The organism is Flavobacteriaceae bacterium GSB9 (genome assembly GCA_022749295.1).
In the GTDB taxonomy this organism is placed as follows: domain Bacteria; phylum Bacteroidota; class Bacteroidia; order Flavobacteriales; family Flavobacteriaceae; genus Flavisericum.
Genome location: CP062007.1, coordinates 1,701,451 through 1,727,069 on the forward strand (window position 1 = coordinate 1,701,451; position 25,619 = coordinate 1,727,069).

At 38.1% G+C, this 25,619-nt stretch carries 20 protein-coding genes and 2 riboswitches; of the genes, 1 reads left to right on the top strand and 19 read right to left on the bottom strand.

What is annotated here, in order from left to right:
- Position 1 precedes the first annotated feature (1 nt).
- The 19 genes from GSB9_01470 to GSB9_01488 form a co-directional block, all read right to left on the bottom strand.
- Entirely contained in the window at positions 2–1,102 is a 1,101-nt protein-coding gene (locus GSB9_01470; protein ID UKM64912.1) for an acyloxyacyl hydrolase, read from the bottom strand.
- A gap of 35 nt (positions 1,103–1,137) precedes the next feature.
- Positions 1,138–2,094: a methylenetetrahydrofolate reductase [NAD(P)H] gene (gene metF, locus GSB9_01471; GenBank protein ID UKM64913.1), complete on the bottom strand. Its 957-nt coding sequence runs from the start codon at positions 2,092–2,094 to the stop codon at positions 1,138–1,140.
- A gap of 230 nt (positions 2,095–2,324) precedes the next feature.
- Positions 2,325–4,997 carry a methionine synthase gene (gene metH, locus GSB9_01472; protein UKM64914.1) on the bottom strand — a complete coding sequence of 891 codons (2,673 nt, stop codon included), beginning with the start codon at positions 4,995–4,997 and terminating at the stop codon, positions 2,325–2,327.
- Between the two features lie 15 nt (positions 4,998–5,012).
- A complete protein-coding gene (locus GSB9_01473; protein UKM64915.1) occupies positions 5,013–6,026 on the bottom strand; it encodes a homocysteine S-methyltransferase family protein in 1,014 nt (337 codons plus the stop codon).
- A 52-nt stretch (positions 6,027–6,078) separates the two neighbouring features.
- A riboswitch (SAM riboswitch) is annotated at positions 6,079–6,205 on the bottom strand.
- Positions 6,206–6,296: 91 nt separating this feature from the next.
- The gene (gene cysM, locus GSB9_01474; protein ID UKM64916.1) at positions 6,297–7,187 is read right to left on the bottom strand and encodes a cysteine synthase CysM; all 891 of its coding nucleotides are present in this window, start codon (positions 7,185–7,187) and stop codon (positions 6,297–6,299) included.
- Positions 7,171–7,914: a serine O-acetyltransferase gene (locus GSB9_01475; GenBank protein ID UKM64917.1), complete on the bottom strand. Its 744-nt coding sequence runs from the start codon at positions 7,912–7,914 to the stop codon at positions 7,171–7,173. Before GSB9_01475 ends, cysM begins: the two co-directional genes overlap by 17 nt.
- Before the next feature lie 125 nt (positions 7,915–8,039).
- A complete protein-coding gene (locus tag GSB9_01476) occupies positions 8,040–9,092 on the bottom strand; it encodes an NAD(P)/FAD-dependent oxidoreductase (protein UKM64918.1) in 1,053 nt (350 codons plus the stop codon).
- 12 nt (positions 9,093–9,104) lie between these two features.
- Positions 9,105–9,686 (bottom strand): bifunctional precorrin-2 dehydrogenase/sirohydrochlorin ferrochelatase, encoded by a 582-nt coding sequence (locus tag GSB9_01477; GenBank protein ID UKM64919.1) that lies wholly within the window; start codon positions 9,684–9,686, stop codon positions 9,105–9,107.
- Between the two features lie 3 nt (positions 9,687–9,689).
- On the bottom strand, positions 9,690–10,451 hold the full coding sequence (cobA, locus tag GSB9_01478) for a uroporphyrinogen-III C-methyltransferase (protein UKM64920.1): 762 nt from the start codon (positions 10,449–10,451) through the stop codon (positions 9,690–9,692).
- 9 nt (positions 10,452–10,460) lie between these two features.
- Positions 10,461–12,563, bottom strand: coding sequence for a HEPN domain-containing protein (locus GSB9_01479; protein ID UKM64921.1), 2,103 nt, complete (start codon positions 12,561–12,563; stop codon positions 10,461–10,463).
- Positions 12,564–12,572: 9 nt separating this feature from the next.
- Positions 12,573–13,820: a GTP-binding protein gene (locus tag GSB9_01480; protein ID UKM64922.1), complete on the bottom strand. Its 1,248-nt coding sequence runs from the start codon at positions 13,818–13,820 to the stop codon at positions 12,573–12,575.
- Positions 13,821–13,948: 128 nt separating this feature from the next.
- Positions 13,949–14,854, bottom strand: a complete 906-nt coding sequence (gene cysD / locus GSB9_01481) for a sulfate adenylyltransferase subunit CysD (GenBank protein ID UKM64923.1) — start codon at positions 14,852–14,854, stop codon at positions 13,949–13,951.
- A 10-nt stretch (positions 14,855–14,864) separates the two neighbouring features.
- Positions 14,865–15,485 (bottom strand): phosphoadenosine phosphosulfate reductase family protein, encoded by a 621-nt coding sequence (locus GSB9_01482; GenBank protein UKM64924.1) that lies wholly within the window; start codon positions 15,483–15,485, stop codon positions 14,865–14,867.
- 15 nt (positions 15,486–15,500) lie between these two features.
- Positions 15,501–15,758 carry a DUF2061 domain-containing protein gene (locus GSB9_01483; protein UKM64925.1) on the bottom strand — a complete coding sequence of 86 codons (258 nt, stop codon included), beginning with the start codon at positions 15,756–15,758 and terminating at the stop codon, positions 15,501–15,503.
- A 161-nt stretch (positions 15,759–15,919) separates the two neighbouring features.
- The gene (locus tag GSB9_01484; GenBank protein ID UKM64926.1) at positions 15,920–16,339 is read right to left on the bottom strand and encodes an Rrf2 family transcriptional regulator; all 420 of its coding nucleotides are present in this window, start codon (positions 16,337–16,339) and stop codon (positions 15,920–15,922) included.
- A 13-nt stretch (positions 16,340–16,352) separates the two neighbouring features.
- Positions 16,353–17,525, bottom strand: a complete 1,173-nt coding sequence (locus tag GSB9_01485; GenBank protein UKM64927.1) for an aminotransferase class I/II-fold pyridoxal phosphate-dependent enzyme — start codon at positions 17,523–17,525, stop codon at positions 16,353–16,355.
- Between the two features lie 158 nt (positions 17,526–17,683).
- A complete protein-coding gene (gene thrA, locus GSB9_01486; GenBank protein UKM64928.1) occupies positions 17,684–21,082 on the bottom strand; it encodes a bifunctional aspartate kinase/homoserine dehydrogenase I in 3,399 nt (1,132 codons plus the stop codon).
- Positions 21,083–21,135: 53 nt separating this feature from the next.
- Positions 21,136–22,410: an O-acetylhomoserine aminocarboxypropyltransferase/cysteine synthase gene (locus tag GSB9_01487; GenBank protein UKM64929.1), complete on the bottom strand. Its 1,275-nt coding sequence runs from the start codon at positions 22,408–22,410 to the stop codon at positions 21,136–21,138.
- A gap of 112 nt (positions 22,411–22,522) precedes the next feature.
- Positions 22,523–22,645, bottom strand: a riboswitch (SAM riboswitch).
- Positions 22,646–22,740: 95 nt separating this feature from the next.
- A complete protein-coding gene (locus GSB9_01488) occupies positions 22,741–24,294 on the bottom strand; it encodes a hypothetical protein (GenBank protein ID UKM64930.1) in 1,554 nt (517 codons plus the stop codon).
- Positions 24,295–24,443: 149 nt separating this feature from the next.
- On the opposite strand from GSB9_01488, the gene GSB9_01489 reads away from it, so the two are divergent.
- Positions 24,444–25,619: a 2-isopropylmalate synthase gene (locus tag GSB9_01489; protein ID UKM64931.1), complete on the top strand. Its 1,176-nt coding sequence runs from the start codon at positions 24,444–24,446 to the stop codon at positions 25,617–25,619.

Below are 25,619 nucleotides of genomic sequence, written 5' to 3' on the forward strand. Positions count from 1 at the left end.
ATTACAAGCGTACACCAATACCCAATTCAACACCTTCGGCTCGAGCGCCATGCGACTTTAAGGATAACACTCCAAACCATTTTTTATTTATGTAACGTTTTAACCCTAACCTAAAATAGGTTCTTCCTTCAAAATCAAACGGATAATACACATAATAGCCCAATTGGGTGATTAACGATATCTTATTTATAAACAACTCGTGCCCCGCAAATACGCCAACGCGTTTGTAATCTTCATCACCCGAGACTTTTTTTTCAGGAAAGGCGACACTTTCGTAATAAATTAATTCTTTTAAAAAGTTTGAAAAAAACACTTCGGCACCAAACTGCAAAGCGCTCGATTTATTAATACGCTTATCAGCAAAAACAGAGCCGACGTACATGGCAAATTGCCCGCTGTCAATAATGTCGCTTTCGTTAATTCCACTTCTAAAAACTAAATTATATTTTATGGGTTCCGAAAAGGCTCGATCATCTTTTTTATCAATCGTATTTTGGTATTCGGGGACATCTTTGTCCAAACTATAATTCAACCCGACATTAAGAGTTACAGAATTTGTTCCGTTGTTGGGGGAGGTTACATTAGCGTTGGAATAGTGAATTAATGAAAAACCTGCTTGTAAACCAAACTTATTAAATAGCCTTTCCTTTTTATAATTGAGCATCACATACGTACTGCTCATAAAGGTCGAACCAAAGGCTACATTTTTATAATTGTTTTCTTTATGGTAAGGGTTGGTATTGTAGGCTAGCCCCTGCCCGATTCGGAACATCAAATTTCTTTTGAAAAAGTAAAAATTGTAGTGCGCATAAAGCGAATAGTTATTCCCCAGCACATCATTTTTTAAATTTTGATATGCGAACGACACCCCATAATCGGGATAGTTAAATCGTTGTTCCCACGCCTCAAATCCGTATGTTTTTTTGTTCCAACCTATAATAGCGCCTTCTGGATGTCCTTTTATTAAATGCAGAATCTCATTATTGTGCAAAGCGATATTACCTCTAAAATAATTAACATCTACATACGTTGTATGCGTTTTATCTTGAGCCAAAACAATACCGAAACAAAAAAATAAAGCGTAGGTATAAAATAACTTCATGATGGGCTTTCTATACCACAAATGTAAAGGAATATTTAGAACAACGCCGAAGCAATAGATTGAATGTTATCACTTTTGCCCATAGAATAATAGTGTAATACGGGCACACCAAAATCTAACAATTCTTTGGATTGCTGAATGGCAAATTCAATACCCACCTGTCGAACAGCTTTGTTGTCTTTACAATCCTCAACCGCGTCGATTAAATCTTGAGGCAAATCTATTTTAAAAACCTGCGGCAACAATTGTAAATGACGCTTAACGGCCAATGGTTTTATACCCGGAATAATAGGCACATTAATGCCCTTTTCGCGAGCTTTTTTTACAAAATCGAAATATTTTTGATTATCGAAAAACATTTGGGTAACCACATAATCGGCACCAGCATCAACCTTTGCTTTTAAACGCTTTAAATCGGTTTCTAACGACGGGGCTTCCATGTGTTTTTCTGGATAACCAGCCACGCCAATGCAAAAATCCGACTTATGCTCTACCTCAATATTATCATGCAAATATTGCCCTTTATTAAGGTTTGCAATCTGCTCAACCAATTCGCTAGCAAAAGCATTTCCTCCTTTTGATGGTTTAAAATACGCCTCATCTTTCATCGAATCGCCACGTAAGGCCATAACGTTATCCAACCCCAAATAATGGCAATCCACCAAAACGTATTCGGTCTCTTCTTTGGTAAACCCACCGCACAATAAATGTGGAATGGCATCAACCTTATACTTATGCATAATAGACGCACAAATACCTACCGTTCCCGGACGCATACGCGTAATACGCTTATCCAACAAGCCATCGCCTCGGTCAATATAAACGTACTCTTCACGCGATGTTGTTACATCTATAAATGGCGGATTAAACTCCATTAACGGATCTATATTGTCGTATAAATCCTGAATATTCTTACCTTTTTTTGGTGGTATAACTTCAAACGAAAATAAAGTCTTTCCGTTAGCATTCTTTATGTGGTCTGTTACTTTCATTTCCTTAAATCTCCAATAGAGACTTCTTTTTTATTACTTTTTCTTTTACTTATCTTTCATGGCGTTACCCTTCCAACTACTTCGCCTAAGCTTGGGTCGGGCTATCCATTACAAGTCCTCGCTATCGCTGTGGGCTTTCCACTACCATCCCTAACGCACCACTCACCACTGTTATACAATGCTGAAACACACTTCAACTGCGCTCAGCATAGGAGTTCAGTATAACACCTTTAATCAGCGATATTGGCGTGCAACCATTTTCTGGCCACCTCTTTTTTTATGCCTTTTCTGGTAGCATAATCGGTCACTTGGTCATCGGTAATTTTACCCAATCCAAAATATTTGGCTTCAGCATTAGCAAAATAATATCCCGAAACCGCTGCTGCTGGCCACATCGCTAAACTTTCCGTTAGTTTAACACCTATTAGTTTTTCTACCTCCAACAGCTCCCAAATGGTTTCTTTTTCCAAATGGTCTGGACACGCTGGGTATCCTGGCGCCGGACGAATACCTTTATAGCTTTCTTTTATTAATTCGACATTACTCAAATCTTCATTTGCAGCATACCCCCAATGTTTGGTTCGTATTTGTTGGTGTAAATATTCAGCAAAAGCTTCAGCAAACCTGTCGGCTATGGCTTGAGCCATAATGGCATTGTAATCGTCATGCCTTTCCTTGTAACTATCTGCCAATTCTTGTGCTCCAAAAATACCCACGCAAAATGCTCCTACATAATCCGTTTTTTCTGTGTCCTCTGGTGCTATAAAATCGGCCAAAGCATGATTTGGTATCCCCTCTCGCTTGCTTAATTGCTGACGTAAAGTTCTAAAAACAGCAATTTCCTTGCCTTTTTTCTTGACTAAAATATCATCATCATTTATAGAATTCGCCTCAAACAAACCAAAAACAGCTTTAGGTTTTAAGGATTGTTTAGCTATAATGTCTTCTATCATTACTTGGGCCTCATTGTACATAAGCGTCGCTTGCTCGCCAACCACCTTATCTTTTAAAATATCAGGAAATTTACCGTGCAAATCCCAACTTCTAAAAAACGGACTCCAATCAATAAACGGCAACAGCTCCTTTAAACTCAATTGCTTAAGCACTTGTACGCCCATTTCGTTGGGTTTTACTATTTCAGTGGATTCCCAATCAATTTTATATTTTCTTTTTCGGGCTTCTTCAATTGAAATATATGATTTTTCCTTTCCTCGTTTTAAAAACTTAGTTCGGAATTCGTCATAATCCTTTTTCAATTTCGCCACATATTCGTGCGATGTTTTCTTGTTCAGCAAATCACCCACAACGGTTACGGCTCTAGAGGCGTCGTTTACATGCACCACCGCATTTTTGTATTGGGTATCAATTTTTACAGCCGTGTGTGCTTTTGAGGTTGTTGCTCCACCAATAAGCAATGGCAATTCAAATTTTTGACGTTGCATCTCTTTAGCGAGGTACACCATTTCATCTAAAGAAGGCGTAATCAACCCCGAAAGCCCAATAGCATCAACACGCTCTTTTATGGCTGTTTCAATAATTTTTTCGGGTGGTACCATAACGCCCAAATCAACAATTTCGTAATTGTTACAGGCCAACACCACACTAACAATATTTTTACCTATATCGTGTACATCGCCCTTTACAGTGGCCATTAAAATTTTACCAACGGGCTCTGATTTATCGGATTTCTCGGCCTCAATAAAGGGGTTAAGATAGGCTACGGCTTTTTTCATAACACGAGCCGATTTTACTACCTGCGGTAAAAACATTTTCCCGGCACCAAACAAATCACCAACCACATCCATACCTATCATCAAGTGGCCTTCAATGACCTCAATGGGCTTATCTGCCTCTTGCCTAGCCTGCTCCACATCTTCAATAATATAGGCATCAACACCTTTTACCAAAGCGTGGGTAATTCGGTCTTGTAGCGGATTTTCTCGCCAAGACAAATCCACCGTTTTTTCGGCTTTTGTACCTTTAATGGTTTCAGCAAACTCCAGTAAACGTTCGGTAGCATCGTCCCGTCTATCTAAGATTACATCCTCGATATATTCGAGCAAATCTTTTGGAATATCGTCATAAACCTCTAGCATGGCCGGGTTCACAATACCCATATTCATCCCTGCTTGAATAGCATAATATAAAAATACCGAGTGCATCGCCTCACGCACAATATTGTTTCCACGGAACGAAAACGAGACGTTACTAACCCCGCCACTTACGCTTACATTGGGCAAGTTTTCACGAACCCAACGGGTAGCCTCAATAAAATCAATCGCATTTTTTCGGTGCTCTTCCATGCCCGTGGCCACGGGGAAGACGTTTAAATCGAAAATAATATCTTCGGAAGGAAAACCAACTTTATTCACCAAAATATCATAGGAGCGTTTGGCTATTTCAATACGGCGCTCATAATTATCGGCTTGTCCTACCTCATCGAAGGCCATAACGATAACAGCAGCACCGTAGCGTAAAATCTGCTTGGCTTCCCATATGAATTTTTCTTCGCCTTCTTTGAGTGAAATGGAATTTACAACACATTTTCCTTGCACTACTTGTAGCCCCGCTTCAATAATTTCCCATTTAGAGCTATCAATCATTATTGGCACCCGACAAATATCGGGCTCAGCAGCAATGAGATTTAAAAACTTCACCATAGCGGCTTTACCATCTATGAGTCCGTCGTCAAAATTCACATCTACAATCTGGGCACCACCATCCACTTGGTGACGAGCGATATCAAGGGCTTCGTCGAACTTTTCTTCTTTGATCAACCGAAGAAATTTTCGCGACCCCGCTACATTAGTTCGTTCTCCTACATTGATAAAATTGCTGTTTTCGTTTAAGACCAAAGGTTCTAAACCAGACAATTTCATATATTTTGTTTGTTTCACTTTCATTACCTTTCTTCCATTCTATTGAGATGCCGAAATAAGTTCAGCATACTGACGTGGCTTATATTTTGCTGCTATTTTTGCAATGACTTTTATATGTTCTGGTGAAGTACCACAACATCCACCTATAATATTGATTAAGTTTTTCTTTAAGTATTCTTCTATTTGCTCACCCATTTCTTCTGGAGTTTCATCGTATTCTCCAAATGCATTTGGTAACCCTGCATTAGGGTGTGCCGAGATGGCAAAGTCAGTTTTATTGGCAATGGCCTCTAAGTGAGGCTGCAATAAATTGGCTCCCAAGGCACAGTTAAAACCTATAGATAGCAACGGGATATGCGATACCGAAATTAAAAAAGCTTCTGCTGTTTGCCCTGAAAGTGTTCTTCCAGATGCATCGGTTATGGTCCCACTCAACATAATTGGAATATCCATATTTCGCTCTTCCTTAACCTGCTCGATGGCAAACAGGGCTGCTTTTGCATTTAAGGTATCAAAAACGGTTTCAACCAACAATAAATCTATACCTCCGTCAACCAAGGCTTCTACCTGTTGTTTGTAAGCCACTCGCAACTCATCAAATGTTACCGCTCTATAACCTGGGTCATTAACATCGGGGGACATGCTTGCGGTACGGTTGGTTGGTCCTATTGATCCCGCAACAAAACGCGGTTTGTTTGGTTCTTTTGCCGTAAATTCCTCAGCAATTTCTTTTGCTATTTTTGCCGATTGATAATTCAGTTCATAAACCAAATCTTCCATCTGGTAATCAGCCATTGCAATGGTTGTTCCAGAAAAGGTATTGGTTTCAACAATATCAGCACCTGCTTCAAAATACTTGGCGTGAATGGTTTTTATGGCTTCTGGCTGCGTTATTGACAACAAATCGTTATTGCCCTGTAACGGCACAGGAAAATCTTTAAAACGCTCGCCTCGAAAATCGTCTTCAGTAAACTTATAGGCTTGTAACATGGTACCCATAGCACCATCTAAAACTAAAATTCGTTCTTTTAAAGCTTCTTTGATGTTTGACATTTTTGATATTATTTTAAGCATATAATATCATCAAGAAAAGTAAAAATACTATTCGTTATCTGTCCGCAAAACACCTGAACAAAATTCAGGACAAGCGGTAGAACGTAGCACCTTCTTTACGAGTTAAAGGGTTGCCAAGGTTTCACCGGGTCTAATCCCTCTACCTTTCTTGATAACACTACTATATGAATGAACTCTTTGTTCTTTAATTTGAAACGCAAAAATAGTGACTATATTTTTGTTTTCCTATTTTATTGAACACTCTCTTCTCTACTCAAATAAGGTAGATGACAAATACCTATCGCCGCGATCACAAATTATTGCAACAATAACCCCTTTATCTATTTTTTCGGCAACTTGCAATGCACAAAATACAGAACCACCGCTACTCATTCCGGCAAACACACCTTCTTCCTTGGCTAATTTAACCGTTGTCTTCTTGGCATCAGCTTCCGTAACTTCGATAACCTCATCAACTTTACTTCTATCAAAAAACTTAGGTATGTATTCTTCAGGCCATTTTCTGATACCAGGAATTCTAGAATCGTCATCGGGTTGCGCACCAACAATAGTAATATCTTTATTTTGCTCCTTTAAATAGCTTGAAACGCCCATAATCGTTCCTGTAGTACCCATAGCTGATACAAAATGCGTGACTTCGCCTTTGGTATCTCTCCAAATTTCTGGGCCTGTAGTTTTATAATGGGCTTTCCAATTGTCATCATTCTCAAATTGGTTGAGTAAAGTATATCCTTTTTCGTCCCGTAATTTAAAAGCCAAATCGCGCGAACCTTCTATACCTACATCGGCTGGTGTTAAAATGACCTCGGCGCCATATGCCCGCATGGTCTTTACGCGTTCTTCAGTAGAGTTTTCGGGCATTATTAGTATCATGTTCAACCCTAATAATTTTGCAATAAACGCTAATGCAATACCCGTATTGCCACTAGTAGCTTCAACTAAAGTTCCTCCCTTTTTTATATCGCCACGTTTCAAAGCTTCGTTTATCATATTAAACGCCGGACGATCTTTTACACTTCCTCCAGGGTTATTGCCTTCCAACTTTAAAAACAAACGTACTCCTTTTTTTTTAATAAGATGTGTGGCTTCCACTAACGGCGTGTTGCCAATTTGACCAATAATACTATTCTCGTATGCCATTCTTTTTAGGTCTGATTTTTATTTCTGTTTGGTAGGTTACCAATGAATTTTCGGGTACCGATTCCGTTATCCAAACATTGGCTCCTATGATGCTATTTTTCCCAATAACAATATCGCCACCTAAAATAGTGGCGTTGGCGTAAATGCACACATTGTCTTCGATGGTAGGGTGACGCTTTGTTGACGCTAAACTTTTCGCGACCGAAATACCTCCTAAAGTTACCCCTTGATATATTTTTACGTTTTTACCAATAATTGAGGTTTCACCAATTACAATTCCCGTTCCGTGATCGATATAAAACGATTCGCCAATAGTAGCTCCCGGGTGAATGTCAATTCCGGTTATGCCGTGAATAAACTCACTCATCATTCTTGGCAAAATATAAATGCCCAATTTATGTAGCGCATGACTCAATCTGTAAATTGAAATCGCATAAAACCCAGGGTAAGCCATATAAATTTCGGCCAAACTATGGGAAGCGGGGTCATTCTTTTCGAAGGCTATCGCATCAGCGTCTAATTTCTTTCGAATTGAGGGTAGTTCAGTTTTAAACTTTTCCCAAATAGCTGCCCCGTTTTCTATTTCTAGATTAGAAAGTATCTTCAAAAACGTATCTTCCAAATATTGGCTATTGGCCTCTTCATGTTCGCAATCGAACAACGAATAAAATATTTTTTTTGTAAACGATTTTACGGTATCCTTTAAGCAAACATTGTAACTTTTCATGCTCTTTTTATGTTTGTCGGTTTTTTTATAAAACAGTTTTACTGTTGAAAACCATTCAAAAATATTAAATCCCACAAGGTTAATGAAACCTTGCGGGATTTTTTTAACCTCTTATTTGGTTTATTTTAGTTTATTGCTTGCACTACCGCTTTTGGTGCTTCTTTTCGCGATCCGTCAAAACCATCAATTCCACTAACAGTTGTATATTTCAATACATATTTTTTACCTGGGTTGATGATTCTATAAGCTGCTTGGCACATTAAAGTCGCTTCGTGGAATCCACAAAGAATCAATTTTAATTTTTCTGGATAGGTATTAACATCACCAATAGCAAAAACGCCCGGAATATTGGTTTGATAGTTTAAAGTATTGTCCACTTTAATAGCATTTTTTTCTATCTCTAAGCCCCAATTTCCAATTGGACCTAATTTTGGTGATAAACCAAACAACGGCACAAAGTGATCGGTTTCAATTTTAGTAGCCTCACCGTCTCTTACATAGGTTACCGCTTCAATTTTACCGTCGCCATGCAATTCTTTTACTTCGGCAGGCGTTACCAAATTAATTTTACCTTCTTGGGTAAGCTCTCTTACTTTTTCAACCGAATCCAAAGCACCTCTAAACTCGTTTCTCCTGTGGATTAAGGTTACTTCTGAAGCCACATCGGTTAAAAAGATACTCCAATCTAACGCTGAATCACCTCCTCCAGAAATCACTACTTTTTTATCGCGGTAAAATTCTGGATCTTTAATGATGTATTCCACACCGTTATCTTCATAATCCGCTATACCATCAATGGCTGGTTTTCTAGGTTCGAACGACCCCAATCCACCAGCAATAGCTACTACCGGCGCATGGTGTTTTGTCCCTTTGTTTGTAGTAACGATAAAAGTACCATCGTCTTGCTTTTCGATAGTTTCGGCACGTTCACCCAAAGTAAATCCAGGCTCGAACTGCTTGCCTTGTTCCAATAAATTTCTGGTTAAATCGCCAGCTAAAATTTCTGGAAACCCTGGAATATCGTAAATTGGCTTTTTAGGGTAAATCTCAGAACACTGGCCACCTGGTTGTGGCAATGCATCAATTAAGTGGCATTTAAGCTTTAACAACCCAGCTTCAAAAACCGTAAATAACCCTGTTGGTCCTGCTCCTATGATAAGTATATCTGTTTTAATCATTTTATGACTGTTTTACTCTTTTTTTTCAATTAATCCTTTAGTGAATTCGTTAAGTGTTTCCACTTTTTCTTCGAAATCTCCTTTTATCGTTTTTCTATATTCGTTTAAGTTCTTTACCAAATCATCTACATTTTCTGGTATAACATCCTCAAAAAACTGGCGCAAACGTTTTGCTGTTGTAGGCGATTTTCCATTGGTTGAAATTGCTATTTTTACGTTTCCTTTGGTTACGATTCCGCCCATGTAAAAATCGCAATATGGCGGGTTATCGGCCACATTTACCAAAATGCTTTTTTTGCGGCAATGCTTGTGCACTTTAACATTAACTTTTGGCTTATCAGTTGTGGCCACCACAATGTGTTTACCTTTTAAATACTTTTTTTTGTATTTGCTTTCAATCAAGGTTACGTTACCCTTTTTGGCTAATTCCACAGTGCCTTCGCGAAACATTGGCGATACCATTGTTACACAAGCATCAGGGCTCGATTTTAAAAGAAAAGTTAACTTTTCTTCGGCCACAAAACCACCACCAACAATAAGAACGTTTAAGCTTTTCGCTTTTAAAAAAATAGGATATAAATTATTTCTTTCCACAACCTATTTTTTTATTACTTCTGTACAGATAGAACTTAAAACCGCTCGCTCTTTAACTACTTCACCAATAACAATAATGGCCGGTGACGACAACTGTTTTTCAGCAACAATATTTTGAATGGTACTTATGGTACCAATGCCCACTTTTTCGTTGTCTCTTGTCCCGTTTTGGATAATAGCTATGGGCGCATCTTGTTTGTTTTCTGCTGAAAAAATGCGAACTATTTCACCAAGCTTGCCCATACCCATTAAAACAACAACCGTAGCGGTAGACTTGGCTGCTAAAGCCACATCATCCGAAATTTGGTGTTTTTTTGTGGTACCCGTAATGACCCAAAAACTTTCGGAAGCTCCACGTTTTGTTAAGGGAATACCTTGGTAAGCAGGTACGGCCACCGATGACGATATGCCGGGCACTACAAAGGTTTCTAAACCAAACGCACGAACATAATCGATTTCTTCCGCTCCACGGCCAAAAATAAATGGGTCGCCGCCTTTTAATCGTACAACATGTCCTTTTTCTTTGGCTTTCGAAACAATCAATTCATTGATTTGTTCTTGTTGAAATGCATAACACCCCTTGCGTTTGCCCACGAAAATAAGCTCAGCATCTTCCGAGGCATATTTCAGCAGCGCTTCGTTAATAAGGGCATCATACAGGATGACGTTTGCCGATTCAATAGCCTTAATAGCTTTAAGGGTTATTAAATCTTCGTCGCCAGGACCAGCACCTACAATCGTTAATTTTGGGGTTTTTAAAATCATTGTTTTATTTTAAACCGCTTTTTTCTCTAAAGTTTCTGCTTCCCTAAAAGCTTTTACTTTTTCTAAAAATTTGTTGGCGTCTTCAATATATTTCTCAGCAAACTCTTGTGTTGGCGCATTTTTATTGATTTGGTAAATCAATTCTGAAAATGAACCACCAAGCTCGATTTTACCACCTTCAACAAACAGCGTATCAAAGTCTTTTATGATACCTGCTTGTGTATTGGTCTTTTTATTTTCGGCCAATAATAATGCTTTTGCAGAATTAACCAAAGAACTGTAAGCGTGGTAAATAGCATACGAATATACTTTGTTACCCAAGGCTTCTTTGGCATTTTCAATTTTTTCTTCACTTTCTAAAAACAAAGTAGCAATTAGATCGATAACCACACCGGCACACTCACCAATACCAATTTCTTTTACATATTCTTCTTCGTTACCCCAGTCTATAAAATCATCCGGGGTTAAGTTACTTACATCCTGAAGGTCGTTCAACAAATCGTAGAAATAACGGTCACCCGTTTCTTTATAATACTCCACGAATTTCTTTTCTCCGGCATTAGCTTCAAAATCATTCAAGATTCTTCGCAAGGCTTCTGGGCCTCTTTTACTTGGCACCTTCACGACTTTATCAGCAAAAACGCCATTGCCATCTCCTAAATTTCCACCACCTAAAAGCACTTGTAAGGCAGGTGCAACCAATTTATCTGGCGTACGAACAGACATCCCTTGGAAACCAATATTAGCCATGTTGTGTTGTCCGCAGGCATTCATACAACCACTAATTTTTATAACTAAATCTTCATTGTTTAAATATTGCGGATATTCAGCTTTTATAACGCGCTCTAACTCATCGGCAATACCTGTACTACTGGCAATACCTAAGTTACAAGTATCAGTTCCCGGGCAAGCTGTAATATCTACCGCTTTATTGTATCCCGCCTCAACGAAACCTAATTTTTCCAACTCGGTGTAGAAAAACGGCACCAATTCTTCTTTCACAAAAGGAATTACGATGTTTTGGCGCAAAGACAAGCGGATTTCACCTGCCGCATATTTTTCAACTAAATCGGCCAACAATCTCGCTTTATCGGTATAAAAATCACCTAAAAGCACTTTAATTCCGATGGCTACATACCCCTCTTGTTTTTGAGGAATTAAGTTGGTTGACTTCCATGTTTCAAACGCTTGTTCGTCTTTTAAATTAACCTGAGGGATTTCTTTAACCTCAACAGGTTTTGAAGCCACGTAAGCATCAGCATCAATTTCAACCGATTTTTGTGCAATCGCATCCTGCTCTGCTTCAACTAATTCTTTAAAAGCCTCAAGGCCGATATCTTTGATTAAGAACTTCATACGGGCTTTAGCGCGGCTTTTACGCTCACCATGACGATCAAAAATTCTTAAAACGCCTTCCATGATTGGAATAATCTTGTCAGTTTCAACAAAATCAAAAAGTACATCAGCCTCACGGGGTTGTGAACCTAATCCGCCACCAATCATCACTTTAAAACCGCGAACTCCATCTTTAACTTTTGCAATAAAGCCTAAATCATGCATATATGAAAGTCCAGTATCTTCATCTGAAGATGAAAATGACACTTTGAACTTACGTCCCATTTCTTGACAAATAGGGTTTCTTAAGAAAAACTTGAAAAGAGCATCAGCATACGGCGATACATCAAACGGTTCGTTTACGTCGATACCAGCTGTTTCGCTTGCTGTAACATTTCTTACCGTATTACCACAGGCTTCTCTTAAAGTAACATCGTCGCGCTCTAATTCTGCCCATAGTTCAGGTGTTCTGTTCAAATCAACATAGTGAATTTGAATATCTTGACGTGTAGTAATATGTAAACGGCCACGAGAATACTCATCAGAAACATCCGAAATTCTTCGTAACTGGTTACTCTTAACTTTTCCGTAAGGTAGTTTTATACGAATCATTTGCACGCCCTCTTGACGCTGACCGTAAACCCCACGGGCTAAACGCAGACTTCTAAATTTTTCTTCGTCAATTTTTCCATTGTTGAACAATTCGATTTTATTAGCTAATTCAATAATATCTTTTTCAACAACTGGATTTTCTATTTCTGTTCTAAAACTTTGCATTTTCTTTTTTTATTGAATGAATCCTGCCCCAACAGTATGGTTGGTTTGTGGATCTATTAAAATAAACGATCCATTGGTTCTGTGGTTTTTAAATTGGTCGTAAAAAATAGGTTTGTTTAACTTAAATGTTACCGAAGCGATATCGTTAACACCTAAACTAGTCACCCCTTTTTCAAAACCAGAATAATCTGGATTGATTTTATGGTTGATTCTGTCAACTTTTGCTAACACTTTATTTACACCGTGCTGAACAATATACTTTCCGCCAGTCGTTAAGTGGTCGGAATCCATCCAGCATACATTGGCTGTAAATTGCTTATCGATCGTTGGCAAATCGCCTTCTTTAACAATCATATCGCCACGGCTCACATTTATATCGTTTTCTAAAGTGATGGTTACCGACGAACGACGCGACGCTGTTTCGTATTTCTCATCGTAGAAATAAATATCTTTTATTTTTGAACGTGTTTTTGAAGGCAATACAATAATATCGTCGCCCACACTTAAATTTCCACCATATACTTTTCCTGCATAACCTCTAAAATCGTGGAAATCTTCGGTTTTGGGACGAATAACATACTGAACCGGAAAACGTGGGGTACCAACGTTAAAAATATCGGCTTTATCCAATTGCTCTAAATGCTCTAAAAGGGCTTCGCCTTTGTACCAAGGCATTTTTTCTGATTTATGCACCACGTTATCCCCTTTTAAGGCACTAACTGGAATAAATGTTATTTTTTGGTCTTGGTAATCGCGTTTGCTCATCAATTCTTCAAAATCGGCTTTAATTTTATTGTAAACCTCTTCGGAATAATCTACCAAATCCATTTTATTTATGGCAACAACCACATCTTTAATTCTCAATAAATTATTGATAAAAAAGTGGCGGTTGGTTTGCTCAATCACCCCTTTACGGGCATCGATTAAAATGATTGATGCTTGCGATGTTGAAGCTCCGGTTACCATGTTTCGAGTATATTCTACGTGACCGGGAGTATCGGCTATAATATAACTTTTCTTTGCTGTTGAAAAATAGATATGCGCTACATCAATTGTAATACCTTGTTCTCTTTCGGCAACCAACCCATCTGTGGCCAGTGAAAAATCTAAGTAATCGTATCCACGTTGTTTGCTGGTTTTTTCAATAGCTTCCAATTTATCGGTGGTCAATGATTTTGTATCGTAAAGAATACGCCCAATCAACGTACTTTTCCCGTCATCTACACTTCCTGCTGTTGCAATTTTTAATACTTCCATTTTTTATTTGGCTGTTGGTTCTTGGCTTTTAGCTATAGGCTAATTGCCTTCACCTATTTAAAATTCATTTTTATTATTTGCTTAGGGCTAATTGCCAAAAGCTAAAGGCAAAATTTGCTTTGCAAATTTTAAAAGTACCCTTGTTGTTTACGTTTCTCCATGGCGGCTTCGGAACGCTTATCGTCAATTCGCGCTCCACGCTCAGAAATTGTTGAGTCTCTAATCTCTTCAACAACTTTTGAGATGGTTGAAGCTTCAGACAATACGGCTGCGGTACAGCTCATATCACCAACGGTACGGAAACGCACCATTTCTTCAATCACTTCTTCGTGTTCGTCTCTGTAAACGACTTCGTCATCAGCCGACCATATCATACCATCTCTTAAAAACACCTTGCGTTTATGCGCAAAATAAATGGATGGAATTTCGATGTTTTCTTTCTCGATATACGACCAAACATCCAATTCTGTCCAGTTGGAAATTGGAAATACACGTACATTTTGTCCGTGCTCAATATCTCCATTCAGCATATCAAATAACTCTGGACGTTGGTTCTTTTCATCCCACTGACCAAAATCGTCACGTACCGAGAAAATACGTTCTTTCGCCCTTGCTTTTTCCTCATCACGACGTGCACCACCAATACAAGCATCGAACTTAAACTCTTCAATAGCATCTAAAAGCGTCGTAGTTTGCAATTGGTTTCTACTCGCATAACGACCAGATTCTTCTTTAACCTTTCCTTGATCAATAGAGTCTTGAACATTTCTTACAATAAGTTCCAAGCCCAATTCTTTAACCAAACGATCTCTAAACTCAATGGTTTCAGGGAAGTTGTGCCCCGTATCGATGTGCATTAAAGGAAACGGCACTTTTGCAGGGTAGAAGGCCTTAACCGCCAATCTTACCAAAGTGATTGAATCTTTTCCTCCTGAAAATAACAGTACAGGTTTTTCAAACTGTGCTGCCACTTCTCTCATAATGTAAATCGCTTCGTTTTCTAGCGAGTTGATATGTGATGTATCTTTCTTCATAATCTTATTTTTAAGCGTGCAAACCACACTCTCTATTTTCTAATGCTTTAGTTGGATCAAAATATTTAAATTCGTTTGGCAATTTGTTGTCTTTTAAATAACCATCTAATTTTTCGTCAGACCAATAATAAAACGGACTCACTTTTAAAACGCCATCTTTACTTAAACTAAAAATACCGATACTGTTTCTAAAAGCCGTTTGCCCTTGGCGCAAATTTGTAAACCATATTTTTGGTTTGTGCTCTTCCATGGCTCTTTTAAATGGCTCTAACTTTACCTGCTCTGTAAACAAAGCGTGTTCGGGTGCATCTATTGATGGAATACCCATTACCACGTCGCGGTGAGCAGCAGTTTGTTTTGGCACATACAAAAAAATGTTTAAATCCAAATCCTTAATCACTTGCTCAGCATGCTTGTACGTTTGTGGGGTATTGTAACCCGTATCGCACCAAACTACCGGTATTTTAGCTTCAACCGAACTTACGGCATGTAATATTGCCGCTTCGTAGGGTCTAAAGTTAGTCGTAACAACCGCTTCATCATTAAGCTCAAAAGCCTTTTTTATGATTTCGGCCGGCGAAGCGTCTTTATACGCTTCATTTAATTCTTTTATTTGAATTTCTGTAAACATCTTAATTTTTGCTTTTTATTTCCCCCATTTAATCGAATTCCAAATACGCTCATGGAAAAAGTACAATACCATTTTTGTTATTAATTCAACCCCTCCAATTGAGAATGCCAAATCTAACTTTCCTGTAATAACCCAAGATATTAAAATGGTATCTAAAGTACCAACAGTTCTCCAGCTTAGCGATTTAACAACACTTCTTATTGGTTTTTCGCTTGAAGCATCTGCTTTATAAGTTGACTTTTCTTTATCTTTTATTAACATTTGTCCAATCATTTGCTGTTGAATTATATTAATCCTATCAATTTAATAGGAATTACAAAAGTAATACTTTTTTTTGGATGACAAATTGTAACGACAACTTTTTAGAATAATGGTGTTTTTTGTGGTTAAACTGAATAAAATCAAAAATAAAAACCAATTTTATTATGAAATCTTCAGCCATTTTTCTTTGACAAATCCGCTAACGTTGTATTTCTGAACACGTTAAGTGTGCTATCCCGCACTTGTATCATTAATCTATGAACACTGCATTCATTCTCATCCGGACAGTCATCGCATTTTTCATAGTAATTCAGACTTACGCAAGGTACCATGGCAATGGGACCTTCAAGTACGCGCATGATTTCAGTCATTAAAATCTCTGATGGCTCTTTACGCAGATAATAGCCACCGTGTTTTCCTTTTTTAGAGCCTAACACTCCCGATTTCCTTAACGTGAGTAAAATACTTTCTAAAAATTTTTGAGGTATACTCTCACTTTTAGCAATTTCACTAACCTGTACAGGTTTATCTTCTACTCGCCTGGCAATATAAGTAAGTGCCTTGAGGCCGTATTTGGTTTTTTTAGATAGCATTTGGCTAAGATACTTAATTTAGTGCTTGCTCCAAATCGGCAATAATATCATCTACATGTTCTAGTCCTACTGAAACACGAGCCATACCATCGGTAATACCAGCTGCGGCCTTTACTACGGGTTCCACTTTAGCATGTGTGGTACTGGCCGGATGGGTCACAATAGTTCGGGTATCGCCCAAATTTGCCGATAGCGAACACATTTTTAAGCTATCTAAAAACGTTTTTCCGCCTTCTAAACCACCTTCTACCTCAAAAGCTACAATATTACCACCCAAACGCATCTGCTTTTTGGCCACTTCGTGCTTAGGGTGGGATTTTAAAAATGGGTATTTAACCCACTTTACCTTAGGATGCGCTTCCAAATAGGTGGCAATTTTCAAAGCATTCTCACAATGTTTTTCAACTCTTACGGCGAGAGTTTCTAAAGATTTCGATAACACCCAAGCATTAAAAGCACTCATAGCAGGCCCTGTGAGCCTAGAGAACAGATATATTTCACGTATTAACTCTTTTTTGCCCACGGTAACGCCTCCAAGAACACGCCCTTGTCCGTCCATTAATTTTGTGGCCGAGTGAATTACCAAATCGGCACCGTGTTTAATAGGGTTTTGCAAATATGGAGTCGCAAAACAATTGTCTATCACCAACAATATATTGTGTTTTTTACAAATAGCACTTAAAAATTCTAAATCTAACACATCAACTCCAGGGTTTGTTGGAGTTTCGGCATATATGAACTTGGTATTGGGCTGAATTAAATCTTCAACAGTATCTACTTCGGCCACACTAAAATAGGAGCACTCAATATCCCACTTTGGAAAATACTTGGTAAACAAACCATGGGTTGCTCCAAAAACCGAACTGCACGACACCACATGGTCTCCGGCATCCAATAAGGTTGCAAATGTTGAAAACACGGCTGCCATGCCGCTTGCGAAAGCAAAACCAGCTTCAGCACCTTCCATGGCGCACACTTTATCTATGAATTCGTTAACATTGGGGTTACTATAGCGGCTATATAAATCGCGCTGTTTTTCTTCTGCAAAAGAGGCTCTCATCTCTTCGGCATCTTCAAAAACAAACCCCGATGTTAAATATAACGGTACGGAATGTTCTGAAAACTGTGTAGTTTCAGATTGGGTGCGTATAGCTTCTGTTTCAAAATTCTTTTTGTTCACTTTCATTTTATTCTTTTTTTACCACGTTCCGATTGCTACAGGAATCACAAATTAATCTTTGTAAATATTTGTGTGTTTGTGGCTTTATTTTAACGTAGATTCCCGCCTTCGCAGGAATGACAATTCCTAAGAAAATCTCAAAATAAATTTGAGAAGTTCTTTTTCTAATTTATATGTTTCGACAACCTTAATATATCGCCAAAAACACCTCTGGCCGTAACTTCGGCTCCTGCTCCGGCGCCTTGAATAACAATGGGCTGTTCGCCGTAACTTTCAGTAAAAATTTCAAAAATAGCATCGCTGCCTTTTACGTGGCCCAAAGTACTATCTTCGGGAATGGACACCAATTTTACTTCTAAAGTTCCTTTGTCTTTTGAAAGGTCTCCACTTAAATCACCAACGTAACGCAACACATGTCCAGGTTTTTGATCTTGTTTTATTTGCTGATACTGCGCATCCAACACATTAAGCTGACTTAAAAACTCTTCAACGGAAATGTTTTGGTAGGCTTCAGGTATTAAATTTTGAACCGTAACATCTTCAAATTCATTTTGTAAATCCAACTCCCTAGCAAGAATTAATAGCTTCCTCGCCACATCGTTTCCAGAAAAATCTTCACGTGGATCAGGCTCGGTAAAGCCTTTATTAATCGTTTCCTGTATAATTACGCTGAATGGTTTGTCTTGTACCGAAAAATTATTGAACAAATAACTTAATGTCCCGGAAAACACCCCACGAATTCTGGTTATATTTTCGCCCGATTCGTGCAGTAACTTAATAGTATCAATTAACGGCAAACCTGCACCAACAGTTGTTTCGTAAAGATACTGTTTATTGTGCTCTTTTAGTTGGAGTCGCAAATCTCTGTAAAAATCGTGCGAAATGGTATTGGCCACTTTGTTTGACGACACCAAATCAAAACCGGCTTCAACTAAAGGCACATAGTTGTTATAAAATGTTGAACTTGCCGTATTATCAACTGCTATTAAATTTTCTAAGTGATGGTTTTTTGCAAATGTGATGATATCGTCTATTGACAAATCACTATCCACTTTGGCAATATCGGTTTTCCAAGTTTTAGTCGCTCCGTTTTTATTCAAAAGTACTTGTTTGGAGTTTGCAATAGCAAAAACATTAAGGTTTATGCCCCTTCGGTTTTCTATATCTTCTTTAGATTTTAAAATTTGATTGATTAAGGCCCCTCCTACACCTCCGTGGCCAAAAATGGCAATATTAATCTTTTTGGAAATCCCAAAAACCTCACCATGAATAACGTTAACTGCCTTATGAAGCTGGGACTTTTTCACCACCAAACTTACGTTTTTACCTGTTACGGTATTATTGAAAAGCAACGGCGTAATTTGGTTTTTAATCAATGCATTGAATGGTTTGTGGAACGAACTCAACTCAATGCCCACAATGGAAATCACTGAAACATCGTCAACCACATCAATTTTATTAACGTCTTGCGAATAAAAATCGCTTTCAAATTCACGCTCCAATGCAATAACCGCTTGCGTCGCTTGGTTAGCGTCTATTATAAGGCCAATTCCTCGTTCTGACGACCCTTGCGATACAATGCTTACACTTATGCCATGGTTACCTAGCGCTCCAAAAATTCGGGCATCAACACCGCTCTTGCCTAAAAGTCCGCGGCCTTCCAAATTCAACAGTGCCACATCATCTAAAACCGATAATGAAGTTACTTCCTTTGTACTCGGCTTTGCTGTAATTAGCGTACCCTCATCATCAGGATTAAAGGTATTTAAAATACGAAGGTTAATATTTTTTTCAACCAACGGAATAATGGTTTTGGCATGCAATACCGACGTACCAAAATTAGCCAATTCGTTAGCCTCACCATACGAAAGCTCACGTATTTGCTGCGCATCGGCAACTAAACTAGGATCGGCTGTATAAATACCATTAACGTGAGTGTAATTTTGTAATTCTTCGGCATCTAAAAAATTGGCCAATAGTGCCGCTGTGTAATTGCTACCATTTCTTCCCAACGTGGTAGTCTCGTTTTTTAAATTTGAAGCAATAAACCCTGTAACCACATTTACCACATCTCTATTGGCTTTAAAATACGCCTCAGTATTTTCTTTTGATAACTTTGAGAGCGGTTGTGCATTACCAAAGGATTCGTCTGTTTTTATCAACTCTCGGGCATCTGTAGCCTTTGCCTTAACGCCATGTTCGTTCAATAAATTGGCTATAAGCTTGACCGACAACAATTCCCCTTGAGCTAAAATATTGTCTTTGGTTTTTTTACTGTAGTCGCGCAACAGGCTAACCCCCTCAAAAAGTTTATCGAGCACAGAAAACTCTTCCGAAAAATCGATAGTTTCTGAAGGTTCTGCTTGGTATGCCTTAAACGCTTCCAAGGCCTCTTGATAAGGTTTTCCTTTTAGGGCTTTGTTTAAAATGGATTCTAAATCATCTGTAGCCGAGCCCCTGGCCGAAACTACGACACTAATACGCTCACCTGCACTTACCTTATCTTCTATAATTGAAAGTACCGTTTCCAAACCTTTGCCGTTGGCCAACGATTTACCCCCAAATTTTAATACTTTCATTCTTTTTCTTTTAGAATCTGGCACAAAAATGCCTTCAATTATTTTTTCCAATTGCTCGTACTCCATTAAAAAAGCATCGTGTCCATGCACCGAGTGTATCTCGTTATACGTTACATTTGGATTTGTTAACGCTAACTGTTTATGCGTTTCGCGGTTTTCTTCGGCCGTAAAAAACAAATCGGAATCCACACCAATAATATGGATGTTTGCCTTTATGTTGTCCAGCACATTAAAATCATCAGAACGTCCTTTGGTTACGTCGATGGTTTTTAGCAATTGGTTCATCAATTTATAGGCTGAAAGCTGAAAACGCTCTTGCAATTTTTTTCCGTGGTGAAGCAACCAGCTTTCAACATTAAAAATTTCCAAATCCTCATTCTTGGAGCGCTTAAAACGTTCTTTAAACGATTCTGGCGTTCGGTAACACAACATAGCATGCATGCGCGCATCGTGTACCGGATTTTTGGAATTCAAAAGGAACTGTTCCTGAATTTGGCAGTTGGCAATTAGCCAATCGGTAGATTTCCAATCGGTGGCTACGGTAATTAAATGCTCTGTAAAATCGGGCTTGTTCACAGCCATTTCCCAAGCAATACCGCCTCCTAAAGAACCTCCAATAGTGGCAAACACCTTATCAACCTGCAATTCTTTCAACCCAATTAAAAACATATTGGCTACATCTCTAGCTACAAAATCTTTGTAGTTTGTAATGACAAAACCATCGTAACCGTTCCCGGGAATGTTGAATGCCAAAATGGTATAAAGCTTTGTGTCGATAACTTTTCCGGGGCCAATTAAATCTTTCCACCAGCCGTCTTCACCAGCCACATTACTGTTTCCAGTAAGCGCATGATTCACCAAAATTAAAGGTGCCGTACCCAAATTTTGACCGAATACTTGGTAGCTGAGCTTGATTTCAGGAACAAGCACACCGTTTTCGGTCGTGTAATTTTTTAATTTGATATGTTGCAATTGATGCTCCAAATTTTACTGATTTTAATAAACGCCACCAAACCTGTTTGATGGCGTTTATAGATTTATATTTTGCTAAAAGCTCCTTTTAAATCGGCTTTTAAGTCGTCGACATCTTCAATTCCTACAGATAATCTTATTAAATCTGCTGTTACTCCCGCAGACTCTTGCTGTTCTTCTGTCAACTGCTGGTGTGTTGTACTCGCCGGGTGAATAATTAATGATTTTGTATCACCAATGTTTGCTAATAGTGAAAATAATTTCGTGTTATCTGAAATGGTCTTAGCCGCTTCAAATCCGCCTTTTGCACCAAAGGTAACCACACTGCTCTGTCCTTTTGGCAAATACTTATCGGCCAAAGCTTTGTATTTACTACTTTCCAACCCAGGGTAATTCACCCAAGCCACTTCAGGTTGTTGCTCTAACCATTTAGCCAATTCCAATGCGTTTTCGCTATGTTGTTTTATACGAACTGGTAAGGTTTCCAAACCTTGAATAATATTGAAGGCATTTGTTGGACTCAGGGCACCACCAAAATCTCTTAAGCCTTCTAAAATTAATTTAAACGTGTATGCGGCTTCACCCAATGCTTCGCTGTACACTAAGCCGTGATAACCGGCTGAAGGCTCAGTGAATTCTGGGAATTTTCCGTTGGTCCAATCAAAAGTACCGGCATCAATAATGGCCCCGCCAAGCGACGTACCCTGACCACCTATGTACTTAGTTAAGGAATGGATTACAATATTTGCCCCATGTTCAATAGGATTCAACAATGCTGGTGTAGCAACGGTATTATCTACAATAAACGGTACTCCTGCTACTTTTGCATGTACTGAAATGGCATTTAAATCCAACACATCTAATTTCGGGTTTCCTAAGGATTCCACAAAAAATGCTCTGGTATTGTCTTGTACCGCTTGGGCAAAATTATCTGGATTATCGGCATCTACAAAGGTTGTTGTAATACCCAACCTTGGTAAGGTTACGTTTAAAAGGTTGTACGTTCCCCCATATAAACTGCTTGAAGCTACAATATGGTCACCTGCTTTCAATAGAGTCAGTAACCCAGTTGATATGGCCGCTGTTCCAGATGCAAAAACTACGGCACCAATACCACCTTCTACAGCTGCCAAACGCTCTTGTAAAATCTGGTTTGTGGGATTATTTAACCGTGTATAAATAAAGCCCAGTTCTTTTAGGGCAAATAAATTCGCTGCATGGTCTGTATTATTAAACACATAAGATGTTGTTTGGTAAATAGGCACAGCTCTGGTTCCAGCATTAGTGGTTACATCGTGGCCCGCATGTAAGGCGTTTGTTGCTAATTTGTTTTCACTCATTTTTCTAGTTTTTTCTTATTATGATTTAATTAAAAAAGCCAATGCACTTTAAAAAGCGTACTTAATAGAAAAATGTTACAAAGAATTTAAAACTACAGAAAGCAATTTTTTTAGGTTATCTATCCGATCGTGCTCTATATTAGGGTAGAACGGGGTAGAATGTAGCACCTTCTTTACAGATAAAGGGTTGCTAAGGCTTCATAGGGTCTAATCCCTCCACCTTTCTTGATAACATTTCAATAAGTGTTTGAACTTTATGAATGCAAATATTCGTTCAGAAAAAGTTAATATCCAAATTTTTTATAGAGAAATTTTTGTTTTTGCCAAAGATTAATGCTTTTCGTGCCGCCTTTCATGAAATTTATTTCTTATAACTAATCCAATTGGCCTGTTCTGAATTTTAGACTCTAACCACGAAATGATATCCAAATACAAAAAGGCCCTGCTTTGGTAGGGGTCGTCTTCAAATTCCTTTAGTTTCTTATGAAGTTTGATGAATTCGTTTTTAACCTCGTGTGGATAAATATCACCCAAGCTCCTTAAAAATTTAATAAACTCTTTTTGAACTTCGTAAAGGTCTTCCATTTTGATTAAAAACTTATAAGTACTTCTAATCAAAGCATCTAAATTATAATCCAGACCCGCTTCATAATGGGCCACAAGGTTTAAAATTCTTGAAAAGCACAACAAATCTTCCCGCATTTGTAACGACTTATTGCTTATTATCTTATCGAGAAACTGGATGCACTTTTTGTTCTCCCCAGCACCAAAATACATACTTGCTATTTTGTAGTAAAACACCATAATGTGATGTTCGTCTATACGGCTTTGGTAATTTTTCAAACGTTCTAACACCTCATCTATTAAAGGCAAACCTTCTTTAAAGCTTCCCTCTATGAAATGCAGGTTGAATTTATTATTATAGATATACAAAAAGGCGAGGCTTTCGTTATTGTCGTCAAGCGGAAACCATTTTTCTTGTGTGATCTTTTCTAATTTGTGTAATGCCGATTTAAATTTTTCATACTGGCGTAAATAAAATAAGGCTTCCAACAAGTAATGGTTGCCTCGCAAAAAGAACACGGGGTTTAGAATTATCATGTCTTTGTTTTCATAAAACAGGTCGACCCACTTTAGCGCATACTTGTAACAGGACAAAAAATCGACCGTTAGAAAACTATACCACAAATACGATTTGTACAGCCACAATTTCTCTCTAAAACCTAACTTGTTGATGTCGTACTTTGGCAGCCTGTCGTTAAAATACTGGGTTATAATTTTATGTTCTTCGTCGTTTTTTATATAGCCCGTTTTTAAAAACAAACCATAAAGTTGCAACGAAAGGTTAGATAGCTTACTGGCCAATACATTTTGTTGGCTTAACTCCTTAGCTTGGATAGAAAGCTCGTCGGCCCTATTACTCAAGCTCCTTGTTATGTATTGCGACTCAATGACCTTCTCCAGTTCAACAATTTCGTAGGCCACATTTTTTTCTTCATGCGAAATAGCCAAATTCTTGGCCTTGTCCAAAATCTTTAAACTTTGCTTATAAAGTCCTTTGTGATAGAGTATTGTAGCAAAATCTAACTGTTCGCGTATTTGGATCCTAACATTTTGATGTGACGGATTCAACCTCAAGCTAATCAGGATTTGTTTGTACAAATGCGCTTTTAGGTTAGATAACTGCTGCTTTTTAACAATGCCTTTTTTAAGGATAGCGGCCTCATCGTAGACCGAAAGCTTATCTAAAATGTTAAAAAGCATCAAAAACTTAGAATCTTCATTAACCCCTAATCGACCAACATAAAGCTTAAATTGTCTTTTTTCAGACTTCGAGAGGGACTTTACCAAAACAAACAAATTATCTTTTAGCTCTTTTGTCATAGTTACAATTATTGATTCATAATTCTGATTTTCAGGTTTTTAACAAAACATCACAAGGCTTAAACATCGTAAAAACTATTTATTGAATTCTGTATTTTAGAAACCAAAATATACATTCGTAAAACAAAAAGAAAATATATTTTAATTAAATGTCTGATAACAAAGTACAAATTTTTGACACAACGCTAAGAGATGGAGAGCAAGTACCTGGTTGTAAGCTTAATACCGACCAAAAATTAATCATAGCCGAACAGCTTGATAAATTAGGTGTTGATATTATTGAAGCTGGTTTCCCGGTATCTAGCCCTGGAGATTTTAAATCGGTTGAAGCCATTTCAAAAATTGTAAAAAACGCAACGGTTTGTGGTTTAACACGTTCTGTAGAGAACGATATTAAAGTGGCTGCCGAAGCTTTGAAACATGCCAAGACACCAAGAATCCATACGGGTATTGGTACTTCAGATTCTCATATTAAATATAAGTTTAAATCTAACAGAGAGGCTATTATTGAGCGTGCCGTAAGAGCGGTTAGTTTTGCTAAAACTTTTGTGGAAGATGTAGAGTTTTATGCTGAAGATGCAGGCAGGACAGATAACGATTATTTGGCTCAGATTTGTGAAGAGGTCATAAAAGCTGGTGCAACGGTATTAAATATTCCAGACACCACTGGATATTGCCTACCCAATGAATATGGTAACAAAATAAAATACCTTAAAGAAAACGTAAAAGGTATTGATAAAGCCATTTTATCTTGCCACTGCCACAACGACCTTGGTTTAGCCACTGCAAACTCCATAGAGGGTGTAATCAATGGTGCCCGCCAAATAGAATGTACCATTAACGGTATTGGTGAGCGTGCAGGTAATACGGCCCTAGAAGAAGTGGTTATGATTTTAAGACAGCATCCTTACTTGAATTTAGATACTAATATAAAATCTGAAATGCTTTATGGTTTAAGCCAATTGGTTTCAGATAACATGGGTATCTATACCCAGCCTAATAAAGCTATTGTTGGAGCGAATGCCTTTGCACACAGTTCTGGAATTCACCAAGATGGGGTTATTAAAAATCGCGAAACTTACGAAATTATAGACCCAAAAGATGTTGGTGTTACCGAATCGGCCATCGTATTAACAGCCCGAAGTGGTAGAGCGGCTTTAGCTTATAGAGCAAAAAATATTGGATACGAGTTAACGAAGCTACAATTGGATGAAATCTATGCTAATTTCTTAGATTTTGCCGATACAAAAAAGGAAGTTGACGATAACGATATTCATCATATTATAGAAAACAGCAAAGTATATAAAGAAATCACTTCTGCTTAA